This window comes from Okeania sp. SIO1H4 (genome assembly GCF_010672695.1).
In the GTDB taxonomy this organism is placed as follows: Bacteria; Cyanobacteriota; Cyanobacteriia; order Cyanobacteriales; family Microcoleaceae; genus Okeania; species Okeania hirsuta.
In genome coordinates, this window is sequence record NZ_JAAHGB010000018.1 from 18,190 (window position 1) to 30,970 (window position 12,781).

The 12,781-nt window shown below is 36.6% G+C and carries 7 protein-coding genes; 4 read left to right on the top strand and 3 right to left on the bottom strand.

From position 1 onward, the window contains the following. Positions 1 to 228 precede the first annotated feature (228 nt). A complete protein-coding gene (gene gyrB / locus F6K06_RS15005; RefSeq protein ID WP_287241892.1) occupies positions 229 to 3,477 on the bottom strand; it encodes a DNA topoisomerase (ATP-hydrolyzing) subunit B in 3,249 nt (1,082 codons plus the stop codon). Between the two features lie 597 nt (positions 3,478 to 4,074). On the opposite strand from gyrB, the gene miaA reads away from it, so the two are divergent. The 3 genes from miaA to F6K06_RS15020 all read left to right on the top strand — a co-directional run bounded on the left by miaA (position 4,075) and on the right by F6K06_RS15020 (position 7,078). Then, positions 4,075 to 4,989, top strand: a complete 915-nt coding sequence (miaA, locus tag F6K06_RS15010) for a tRNA (adenosine(37)-N6)-dimethylallyltransferase MiaA (protein ID WP_287241895.1) — start codon at positions 4,075 to 4,077, stop codon at positions 4,987 to 4,989. A gap of 290 nt (positions 4,990 to 5,279) precedes the next feature. Beyond that, positions 5,280 to 6,698 (top strand): aldehyde dehydrogenase family protein, encoded by a 1,419-nt coding sequence (locus F6K06_RS15015; protein ID WP_287308840.1) that lies wholly within the window; start codon positions 5,280 to 5,282, stop codon positions 6,696 to 6,698. Continuing rightward, positions 6,698 to 7,078 (top strand): hypothetical protein, encoded by a 381-nt coding sequence (locus F6K06_RS15020; protein ID WP_287241900.1) that lies wholly within the window; start codon positions 6,698 to 6,700, stop codon positions 7,076 to 7,078. Before F6K06_RS15015 ends, F6K06_RS15020 begins: the two co-directional genes overlap by 1 nt. Positions 7,079 to 7,834: 756 nt before the next feature. On the opposite strand, the gene F6K06_RS15025 is transcribed toward F6K06_RS15020, so the two are convergent. After that, positions 7,835 to 8,878 carry a nitrilase-related carbon-nitrogen hydrolase gene (locus F6K06_RS15025; protein WP_124154357.1) on the bottom strand — a complete coding sequence of 348 codons (1,044 nt, stop codon included), beginning with the start codon at positions 8,876 to 8,878 and terminating at the stop codon, positions 7,835 to 7,837. Positions 8,879 to 9,474: 596 nt separating this feature from the next. Further along, positions 9,475 to 9,663: a hypothetical protein gene (locus F6K06_RS15030; protein WP_124145392.1), complete on the bottom strand. Its 189-nt coding sequence runs from the start codon at positions 9,661 to 9,663 to the stop codon at positions 9,475 to 9,477. 681 nt (positions 9,664 to 10,344) lie between these two features. On the opposite strand from F6K06_RS15030, the gene F6K06_RS15035 reads away from it, so the two are divergent. Beyond that, on the top strand, positions 10,345 to 12,723 hold the full coding sequence (locus tag F6K06_RS15035) for a CBS domain-containing protein (RefSeq protein WP_124154356.1): 2,379 nt from the start codon (positions 10,345 to 10,347) through the stop codon (positions 12,721 to 12,723). The last annotated feature ends 58 nt before the right edge of the window (positions 12,724 to 12,781 follow it).

A 12,781-nucleotide genomic window follows, 5' to 3' on the forward strand; every position in this document is an offset into this window, starting at 1 on the left:
AAATTCTCTTTTCTGTCAAAGGGACATTTCCTGCACTTGTCTTTTAATCACACTTATTATTCGTAACATTTTTTTTTCAAAATGGTATTAGACCTTCTGACCTCTGCCTTCTGCCTTCTGCCTTCTGCTTTCTTCAAGACATAAATGTGAAAAAAAATGTAGAGACATTTCTATGAAACGTCTCTACGAGAATTGCTCAAAAAGAACCTTTGTCATCCCTATTTTTTACTAAATATCCAGGTCAGTAATATTCAATTTTGGTCCATAAGTTTCAATAAACTCACGCCGGGGAGCAACCCGATCGCCCATCAATACTGTAAATATCCGATCCGCCTCCGCAGCATCTTCAATTTCTACTTGCTTCAAAGTCCGAGTTTCTGGATTCATTGTCGTATCCCAAAGTTGTCCTGGCATCATTTCACCGAGACCTTTAAACCGTTGGATAGTATAGTTAGCATTAGCAGGAAACTCATTTTGAACGAGTTGGTTGAGTTCGCGATCGCTATAACAATAGTAATGATTCCTACCCCGCTCTACTTTATATAAAGGAGGGCAAGCAATATATACATAACCCTGGTCTACCAACGCTCGTTTATATCGGTAGAAAAATGTTAACAACAACGTGCGGATGTGGGCACCATCAACATCTGCGTCAGTCATAATAATTACTTTATGATAGCGTAGTTGACTCACATCAAACTCATCACCTTTGATACCCAAACCTAAAGCTGTAATCATTGATTGAATTTCATTATTTTTGTAGATCCTAGCATCATCCGTTTTTTCAATGTTGATAATTTTACCCCGCAACGGTAATATGGCTTGGAAACGGCGATCGCGACCTTGTTTGGCACTATTATGCACAAAAACTCCACTAGCTAAAGCAAAGTTATGAGTATTAGGAACTTCAATGTCGTAAACATCCCGTCGCTCTTCCAGAGGTTCAATAGAAACAACCCGATGATTATAATTACGAATAGCATCCCGCGCTAAAAATTCGTCTCCTCCAAAATAGCGGTCGCAGAAAGTCTCAAACTTCAACATCGACTTATCCTTCTCGCGACGACGATAAATATCATACAATTCCAAATCTATGAAACGAGAACTCTGGTAAACCTTATGCAACGCCTCAAGAGTCTTGCGATAGTAAGTTTGATTTAACGCCTCGCGACGCTTGGCACGAAATTCAGGAGTCCACTGTTCCTTAGTTTTTTGCCGTCGCCACTCCAACAAATCTTCATCTTGCCATTGCTGTTTTGCTACTTCAGAAGCTGCTTCCCGTGCTTCTGGGTTATTAGCAAAATAATCCCGCACTTGTTCTGCTCGAGCTTCACAGTTCTCAGCTTTACTCCAATATTCCTGCTGTGCTTTCATTAACTGTTCGCGATTTTGTTCACGATACTCTTCATTGCTATCATAAAACTCCCGCCATTTCTGAACCATAAAAGCTTTATACTCATCAACTTCCCACTGTGCTTTAGCTTGTTGTGATAAAATTTCTCGCGTCTCAGGTTCCTGCATTCGTTCCTTCATCTTCGCCCGAAATTCATCAGTTGTATGAGCTTGACGACTTTTTTCCTTAACATCAGGACGATGTAAAGTGAATTCAAGATGTTCCCTGTGTAATGCCAAGTGATCCTCTGCTGGAAGTCGCTGAATATTGGTAGGATTATTATTCAGTTTATTAAAATCAACATGATGACGATGGTTGCCATCTCCTGACTTATATACTCCTGCATTCAAGTTATAAAAGTCTGCTAACAAATGGGTATAAATCCAACTATCTTTTTTAGGATTCCAAACCATTTCATAACCATCTAATCCCCAACCATTTTTTTTCTTTTGAGATAACTTTCGATACAGAGGCATCAAAGCATCATTTGGTGTTAATAAAGCTGCTGGTTTATAACTACCATCTCTGAGCAGAAAAGGATGATCTGGAGTACAAATGATAGTTTGATCATTATCCAAAGTTATCTTAAGAACTGTGGCATTTTTCTTAGTCATTCTAGCATTAATTATTCTTTCAATTGCCACATATCCACTCTCATTAATTGTGTAACAAAAATGTTCTTTACCCTCAGCTTGCTCGGCTACTATTTCGATAAAGCTAAGTCTACGTCCATCAGCTAAAATAACTTGTTGATGGCCATCGTTACAGCCCCCGGCACTGTCTCCTTCCACAAGGTATATTTCGGATTCTTCAGGATTTTTCGTACTGCAATCGGCTAGTTTTCCTGGTAATGGAGAAGATTCTAAAACTGATTTTCTCCTAACTAAATCCCTCGCTCGACGTGCTGCTTCTGCTGCTTTAAAAGCTTGAATAGCCTTCTCCAAAACTGCATCAGCAATTTGAGGATTAAAGTCTAAATATTCAGTTAAAACTTCTCCTACCAAAGAGTCAACAATACCTCTAACTTCAGTATTGCCCAACTTAGTCTTAGTTTGACCTTCAAATTCTGGTTCAGGAACCTTTACAGAAATAACTGCCGTCAAACCTTCCCGGACATTTTCACCACCTAAATTAGAATCACTTTCTTTGAGTTTATTTCGCTTACGAGCAATACCATTCATTGTTCTGGTTAAAACAGTTTTTAACCCCTCCAAATGAGTACCACCATCAATAGTCCGAATATTATTGGCAAAACCGAGAACATTATCACTAAAAGCATCTAAACACCATTGCAAAGCTACTTCCACTTGCACATCATTCTTTTCCCCTTGTACAAAAATCACCTCTTCGTGCAAAGGTTGCTTTTCCCGGTTCATGTAGACAACATATTCCTTAATCCCACCCTCATAACAATAAGATTCAACTCGTGGTTCATCACTTTTGATTAATTCTAGGCGGTGGTCTGTGATCGTAATCTTGACACCTGCATTCAAATATGCTAGTTCTCGCAGACGACCAACAACAGTATTGTAGTCAAACTCTATACCTGTAGTAAAAATTTGTTCATCGGGGAGAAAATGTACTGATGTACCCGTGCGCTTTTCTTTATTAGACTTAGATTTCAGCCTATCAGTAGGTTTGCCACGCTCATAACCTTGGATATGTGTCTTTTTATCACGCCAAACCGTTACCTCTACCCACTCTGACAGAGCGTTGACCACAGAAACCCCCACTCCGTGTAATCCCCCAGAAACTTTATAACCACCACCACCAAATTTACCTCCAGCGTGGAGAACGGTCATAACTGTTTCTAAAGCTGACTTACCTGTTTTAGAATGGGTATCTACTGGAATTCCCCGGCCATCATCTGTAACTTTAACAGAACCATCTTCATTCAGATCAACTTCGATGTGGGTGCAATAACCAGCTAGCGCCTCATCGATAGAGTTATCGACAACTTCGTAGATTAGATGATGTAGTCCACGAGGCCCTGTGGTACCAATGTACATTCCTGGTCGTTTGCGTACCGCTTCGAGACCTTCGAGAACTTGTATTTGTTCAGCGCCATAATCGCTGCTGGCCATAGCAATATCCCTCCTAATACTTGCTTTAATCGCAACTTTTGTCAAAAAATGATAAAGTTATACTAAATTATAACATAAAAGCCTTAAAAGCGACTCTAGGCTATTTTGAAGAGAAATTTGTTTAGGGTATGTAGGTAGTCATGAGTCAGAAGTCGGGATTCAGGAGTCAGAAGACAGAATTAACAAAAATTTAGACATAAGTTCCCACCTAAAAAAACGATCGGGACACCCTTATCAATGGATAATGGATAATTGATAATTGCTGAATTTGCGATAAGACCTCTTCATTTATGAATAAAATCAAAAGAAAATATTTTCCTTAAGTTCAATCCTCTTCTTTCAAGGATAGGTAATTATTCTTTATTCATTGTTCATTGTTCATTGTTCATTATCAATTGTTAAAGTGAAGTGGGGATGAATGCCGACCCAAATATATAAAACATCGGCCTAATTTTAGTTGTTGATGAGAATCCCCAATTAGAAATTTAACTTCTGACTTCTTCAATTAACAAGGAGTTAGGTAGGGGAACCGACGAAGAGTTGACCTGAATTATTTTTTGATAAATAATATATAGAAACTAATAACTTGTCTAACTTTTGACTTTTGACTTTTCTCTCATTACTATTTGTGGGCCTACTGCTACGGGTAAATCTGGATTAGCTTTGGGTTTAGGCCAGAGATTAGGATCGGCGATTATCAGCGCAGATTCTCGTCAAGTGTATAAATATTTTAACATTGGAACGGCAAAACCAACTACAACAGAACGGGAATTAGTACCTCATTACTTAGTAGATATTTGTGAACCCACGGAGATTTTAACTCTAGCAGAATACCAGGAACAGGCACAAGATTTAATTAGTAAAACTGATTTGGCATCTCCGAGTTTATTAGTGGGGGGTACGGGTCTATATATTAAGGCAGTAGTTAAAGGTTTAAAGATTCCTAGAGTTGGGCCTAATGAAAAGTTGCGATCGCAGTTAGCAGATTTAGGTCAAAAACAATGTTACGAAATGTTACAACAAGTTGATGGAATTGCTGCTCAAAAAATTCACCCTAATGATGCGGTACGAACCTTGCGAGCATTGGAAGTTTTTTATGTGAGTGGGAAACCCATTTCTCAACAGCAGGGAGAAAACCCACCAAATTATCCTATTTTGCAGATCGGGTTAGACTGTGATGTGGAAGTTTTGGGCGATCGTATTCGTTATCGGACTAATAAAATGGTGGAAGTTGGGTTAGTGGAGGAAGTCAAATTTTTGTGTGAAAAATATGGTGCGGAGTTGCCATTGTTAGATACATTGGGTTATGCAGAGATGAAACAATATTTGGCAGGGGATATTAGTTTAACTGAGGCGATAGATGCAACAGTTTTACATACTCGTCAGTTTGCCAAGCGACAACGGACTTGGTTTCGAGCGTACCCAGAAATTGAATGGTTTGATGCAGCAGCAACAGGTTTATTAGATAAAGTTTGGGAGCAAGTGGAGGAGTTTATATCATGTAGGGACTAAGGGGTGGAGGAGTAGGGGAGATTGAATATTGAAGTAGTTATAGAATTATAAACACATACTGTATAACCGAATTCTATATCAGAGATTCTGCTGTTCCTTGTCGATTAAATTGACGATTTAGGGTGCGGAATATGCACCTTTTATATATCTGACACTTTACCATTCATAATTTGTACCTCATTTACCTTAAATCTGCCGTAAATCTCCCCTACTCCCCCAACTATATAATAAGTATTCAACCAAATTTGATATAATCCCCAACTAAAATGTCCCAAACCCCCTGATTTAATATGGTCAATCAAATGAAAATTCGTAACCCGCGCACTGGTATAAATGATTATTTCATTACCCAACCAACTGTAGAACAAATTGCTACTAAATGTCTTAATTTACGATCTGCTCAAATTGAGTGGGAAAAGTGTGGAATAGAACAACGTATTCAGGCAATACAACAATGGAAAGAAACTATATTTTCTCATCGGGAAAAACTAATACAGGCATTAGTAAATGATACAGGTAGACTAATAGAATCAAGACTAGAAATGGACTCTGTGACTAATAGTATAGATAGATGGTGTAAGTTAGCACCGCAACTCTTATCAACTGAGTCAACCAAAACTACAACAATTCAATTTATTCAACTACAAAATCAATTTTCACCTTATCAGTTAGTTGGTATTATTAGTCCCTGGAATTTTCCTTTATTACTTTCTTTAATCGATGCAATTCCAGCTTTAATTGCTGGTTGTTCTGTGGCAATTAAACCAAGTGAAATTACTCCGAGATTTATCCAACCTCTGTTAGACACTATTGCTAATATTCCCTTGTTGTGTGATGTTTTTACTTATATTGAAGGAGCTGGAGAAACTGGCGCAGCTTTAATAGAATATGTAGATTTTATTTGTTTTACTGGTAGTGTTGCCACAGGTAAAAAAGTTGCCGAAGCAGCAGCAAAAAGATTTATTCCAGCTTGTTTAGAATTGGGAGGTAAAGACCCGGCAATAGTGTTAGCTTCAGCAGATTTAGAGTTAGCAACATCGGCACTTTTATGGGCTTCAGTTGTTAATGCGGGGCAGTCATGTTTATCAATTGAACGTATTTATGTGGCCGAATCAATTTTGATAGAATTTATTACTAAACTTACCGAAAAAGCTAAAGGTCTGAAATTAGCTTATCCCAATGTTGAATCTGGAGAAATCGGACCAATTATTTCCACAAAACAAGCTGAGATTATTAGAGAACATTTACAAGATGCTGTGGCTAAAGGTGCGGTTATTCATTGTGGAGGAAATGTCGAAAATTTAGATGGTGGTTTCTGGTGTTTACCCACAGTTTTAAATCATGTAAATCATAGTATGAAAATAATGACTGAGGAAACTTTTGGACCAATAATACCTGTGATGTCTTTTACTACTGTTGAAGAGGCGGTAAAATTAGCAAATGATACAATTTATGGATTAAGTGCTGCTGTTTTTGCTGGTTCTGAAGCTGAAGCTTTAGCAGTTGCTAGTCAGATAAATGCTGGAGGTATTAGTATTAATGATGCGGGTTTAACAGCATTTATCAATGAAGGAGAAAAAAATTCTTTTAAGTTTTCCGGTTTAGGTGCTTCTCGAATGGGAGTTGATGGTATGAAAAGATTTATGCGGAAAAAATCGATTTTAAGTAAAGTAAATTCTATAATTAACCCTTGGTGGTTTAAAAGTTGATGAATGAATTATCTCTGGATAAAAAATTAATTGTTTTTTTGCTCAAAATATTACATACTTCTGTCTTGATTTTTACCTTGACTGGATGGCTATTACCTAATAAATTGTTATTGATTTATTTAGTTTGGATACCACTAATGGTGATTCAATGGCAACTAAATCAAGAAACTTGTATATTGACAAATCAGGAAAATTATCTATTAGGTGAAACTAACAAACAAAAGTCAGAACAACAGGGTCAATTTGTGAAATCTTTGTTTTTAAATTTATGCGGTTTTGTACCAGCAGATAACTTTTTAAAATATTTGATTTATTTCACGATTTTTTCCTGTTGGAGTATTGGAGGTTATAAATTTTATCTGTATTATTATGGCTATTGAAGAAGGTCGTAGGTAGTAGGTTTTAGGTGGTAGGTGGTACTTACAGCACTTTCCAATGTAATCAGGTACACCTTATTTTAAGGCAGAATTCAGAAGTCAAAAACTAAGAAGATTGGACTGTACCTCATAGCAAAGGAAACCACTGTATATTATGTCCGGATAATTAGGATTTGCTGATTAACTATCAAAGCATTGACAGATAAAGGTAAGTGTCTTCTGAGATCCCAAGAAAATGCGCTTGTTTTAGTTTAAAACGTTCAAAAAGGAGCGCATTTTGGGCAAATCAAGGACTGAAAAATTGAGGAACAATTCTTACTTCTACCTCCTCTAAATTCCCCGTTTCTCCTGACTCCTGACTCCTGACTCCTCTCTCGTTATTTATAACTATTCAACCGGACATAATATTATATATTTTTTCGTAAGCATTCAGCGGTCAGCTATCAGCTATGAGTTATTAAGTAATTATCTTGGAAAAAGTAATTAGTATTCAAGGATAATGAAAAGTGATGTTTGCGCAGCATTCCGCAGGAAATGAAATAGTCCTTTCAGCTAACCTTGGTTATTGCTTGATTCTTTCTTTCATGCATCTGAAGCGCTGAACGCTAATAGCTGAATGCTTACATTTTTTCAGCGATAATATGATGTGAAGAAGGTCGTAGGAGTTAGTTGAAAAAACCTATCTTAATTACTTCAATAGTAAGGTAAGTTTCAATATATTCCCTACTCCCTACTCCCTACTCCCTACTCCCTTGTTCCTCATATAATACCTTCTTTTCTCAACTTTTCAATAGTTGCACGTTGAGTTTCAATAAAATGTTTTCGCTCAACTACTCCACCATCCATAGTATTAGCAGGATAAGCATGAAACTGACGATAACTTTCTGCATAAATATCCCATCGTTGCCTTGCTAATAAATTTTTCATTCCCACTTGAGAGCGATAGTTGCGGAGACCCATAATATCAATTTCACCATAGGCGGCCATGCTTTCCCCTGCACCCGTTTCCGCTAATATTAAACCTCGGTAGTCGATAATTTTAGAACCCCCATCAACGGAAGCTTCAGGAATGGGAGTATTGGCAATACCTGCAGTATTAGCAGATATCACATACATCATATTTTCCACAGCACGAGAAACTTTCGCTGCTTCTTTTGGCGATCGCGCTTGCCCATAAACTTCTGAAGTAGGATGCAGTAAAATTTCTGCTCCACGCATTGCCAAACATCGGGTCACTTCTGGAAATAAAATTTCATCGGAGGCAAAGGCAGCAAAATTACCGATCGCTGTTTTAGCAACGGGAAATACTCCCTCTAAACCATAACAGTCGAGATATTTATCCCATACATCGTGGGGAGTAGGAGCAAACATGGAGTTAAGACGGCGATAGCGCAATACGATATTGCCACTGGGGTCAATGAGAAAGCAGCTTTGAAAATATAATTCGGGAAAGTTGGGGTCAACTTCATAAGCATTGCCCCCTAGAAAAATATCATTTTTTTGAGCAATCTCTCCTAGGCGATCGTAGATGGGGTCAGTCATTTCTAAACACGCTTTATTTGCCCAACTTGTCAAAGACTCGGCCATCGGAAAACCTGTGAGAAAATATTCTGGCAGTAAAACTAATTTACAGTTTAGGCCAATAAAAGCTTTACTAGCAGCTATTTGTTTGGCTAGGTGATTGATGGTTGATTGAATCAGCGATCGCGCAGATTCCCGATCGTTGGCCTGATTTACTGCTTTCGCCTGGACTTGAAGGGCCAAAGCCTGGAAAGGGGTAACTTGATTGATAGCTTCTATCATATTTTGCTATAGTCATCCTCGGCATGGGTGTGTAGAAAATCTCTAGGAAATTTTGAAGAAGTATTCAGTAGTCAATGAGTGACTGAGAATGGGGTTGTGATTAGACTTGGAGGAAAGCTGTAGATATTAAAAGATAAAACAGTAACAAAGAAGAAGAAATCATTTATATTATACCAATGTTGCCTGACAATTTAAATTGGCGTTGGTGAATTTAGCTATGATTTTCGTGCTTAGGGAATAGGGAATAGGTAGGGACTTTGAATACAAAGTCCCTACAGATTATTTCGTTTACGGGTTGTTCGGGAGCAAGTTCGGGAGCAAGTAATGAAAGGGGTATTCATAATTCTGATGTTGATTACAGTTAGTCCAAATATCTTAATTCATAGTTTGATTCACCAACACCTTTAAATTTATTGTCAAGGACTAAAAGATTAGTTCTGTAGCTTTAATCAGTGAGAAATTATATTACTTGGGTAATTCCAATATTCTCAAAGTAAGGGGCGTAATATTATGCGCCCCAGAAAAAATAACTGTAGTTAAAGTGTTAGGAGTAATGCACTCCAAGGCTTTCTCGGTGGATGATCAACTCTATAACATTAAGAAGGTTGATCTTGATTAATCTGGCGTTCAATGGTTTGAATGGCCGCATTAAGTCCAGCTAATCTAGTTTCTAGATCATCTCGCATCCACTTGAGGAATTTCAGTTTATTTTCCTGATGGACTTTACGAGACTCTGGTTGAAAAAAGTCCCAGCCACAGCAGGGTTTAGCAAAGAATGGAAACATAGGTAATACTCTCAACTCATCTTTACTTAATATTTTGAAACAAAAACTCTAGAAATGACAAATTATATTCTAATTTATTTCTTAAATATCAAAAGTGAAGGCCATGCTAGTCAGCAAAAATCCTGAGAAGTCTGTACTTCAAAAAGTAGAGCATTATATTTATGTAAATATATTAGACTTGTCGCTTGATAAACTAAAAAATTGTAGAAACCCCCCTATGTAAAGCTTGTAGTTATTTATAGATCAAAAGACTCAAAATAATTACCCTGTCTAGGTTGTGGATATTTTTTATATCTATTTAGCGACAACTCTATTATATAACCTCCTTGGGTCTGTTTCTATAAAATGCAAGTAAGTATCCAATCGAACTTAATATCAGTAGTGCTCGCGATCGCTTCCTTACTTAGTTTCATACATTAATCACCACTATTGTTAACAGTAATCAGTTTCACAACACTCTGATTTTTTTCAAAGTAGATCGAGTTTAGTAAACTCAAACTAAACCTAATTTTAGCACTTTCAAATATTGATCCAAACTTGATTTGATGCTAAAATTTATACTGTAATTTTTAGGCAATAATTACGGTTCTAATAGAATTACTTATTAAATATAAAAAACTCTAGATTTGCCTGAAAAATCTTAAATAATATTTTGCATTTATTTATAAAGGAGATATGATTATGGTTGCTCAATCTTGTATCTATTCATCACCTCTACAAAAAGCAATTGACCGTTATCCACTAACTGTAACACCCGAAACTCCTCTGGTAGACGTACTAAAACAAATGAGTCTGTTACAAAGCAGTTGTGAAATACCTGTCAATACACTGACAAATGGAATTCATGAATCACCATTATCAAAACAGGAAAAAGCTACAAGTGTTTTAATTGTAGAACAAAAATATGTTGAAAAAGATCAAAAATATAATGCACAATCTTCTTTTCTATTAGGAATATTTACTGTCAGCGATCTTGTTAAACTAATTGCGACTGGTCAAGTTGGTAATCTAAGCAATTTATCAGAAAATGTCAAGATAAAAGAAGTCATATCATCTAATTTTGTGACTATAAAAGAATCAGACGATCAAGATTTATTTACTGCTTTATCTCTGTTTCGCCAACATAAAATTAGTCATCTACCAGTGCTAGATAGTATGGGTCAAATAGTTGGCGTTGTGACACCAGAAAGAATTCGTCAAGTACTGCAACCTTCTAATATTCTCAGCTCAAGAAGGGTAAATGAAGTAAAAAATGATTCTTTTACAGTCACAACTCCAGAAACGGCATCATTGTTGGAGGTTAGTAAATTGATGTCTGATCAACAAGTAAATAGTGTAATCGTAACACAGAATAAAAAAAATAAAACACAAAGGACTGAAATTGACAAACCTGTTGGCATAATCACTACAGATGATATTGCACAAGGCTATTATATAAATATGAGTTTGGCAACAACACCTGTAAAAAAGGTAATGAAAACGCCATTGAATTGTTTGAAACAAACAGATTCTCTCTGGGATGCTCATAAAAAAATGTTGCATGAACAGGTAGAAATATTGATAGTATGTGGTAAACAAGGAGAGTTTCTGGGAACAGTTAATCAGACTAGTTTACTGCAAGTATTAGACCCGACAGTAATGTTTGGGTTGGTCAGAAAATTACGAAAAGATGTTAATCAACTGCAAGCAGAAAAATTTGAACTATTACGCACTAGAAATGCACAATTAGAAAAAGAAGTGCAGGCACGAACGGCGGAAATACAAGCACAGTTAGAACGCGATCGCCTCCTGGCAAAAATAGCTCTTCGGATTCATCAATCTCTAGATATAGATGAAATTATTAATGCTGTAGTGACAGAAGTTAAGCAATTCCTCAAAACAGATCGAGTAGTGTTATTTCAGGTAGAAACTGCAAAAGTCGCTAAAATAGTTGCTGAGTCAGTAGAAAAAAACTGCAACTCCTGGATGGGAGAAACAATTTCATCCGAATGCTTAATGTCAAATTTAAACATGAATCAAAATACTATTCAGGCAGTTTCTGATATCACTCAAACAGATTCAAGTACAGAAAAAATTACTGAGTTGAAGGAAAAACAGGTAAAAGCTTGGTTAATAGTACCAATTTCCCAAGATGGACAACTATGGGGACTGATGTGTACCCAGGAAGGTTCGGGAATTCGAGAGTGGCAACAATCTGAAATTGATTTTTTGAAGCAGCTAGCAACTCAGTTAGCGATCGGTATTCAACAGGCCCAACTTTATCAACAAGTACAAACTCTGAACACAGATTTAGAAAAACAAGTTCAAGACCGCACAGCAGAATTGCAACAAAAAGTGCGAGAACTACAGCAACTTAATATTCTCAAAGATGATTTTTTAAGCACTGTTTCTCATGAGTTAAGAACACCTCTATCGAACATGAAAATGGCTATTCATATGTTGAAAGTCTTTCCTGTATCAGAACGCGGTAAAGAATATTTAAATATTTTAGATACAGAGTGTAAAAGAGAAATTAAGTTAATTACCGATTTGTTAGATTTACAGCGCTTAGAAGGTGGCACTGAATTTATCCCTATAGATACAATAGATTTAGCAAGTTGGCTTCCCACTATGATCGATCCTTTTAAATCTAGAGTTAGAGAACGGGAACAAACTCTAAAAGTTAAATGTTCTAAAAAACTACCTAAAATTATATCTAATAATCATAGTTTAAGCAGAATTTTAGCAGAACTCCTGAATAATGCTTGTAAGTATACCCAGAATGGTGGCGAAATTAAGTTTTCCGTTGAATCTAACCAGAAAAAAAGTAGCAAAAAAAGCCTTAAAGAAGTACCTTCTACAATCAAATTTATGATTAGTAACCCATCAGAAATTCCCGAATCTGAGTTACCTAAAATATTTAATAAATTTTATCGAGTGCCTAATGCCGATCCTTGGAAACAAGGGGGGACAGGTTTAGGTTTAGCTCTAGTAAAAAAATTGGTAGAGCAGCTAAATGGCAATATACTTGTCACTAGCAGTAATGGTTGGACAACTTTTACAGTAGAACTACCAACGTAAAGAAATTGCATCAAATTCTAATTTCCGAAATTTAATTTTGGCTAGCCCACTTCCTTAT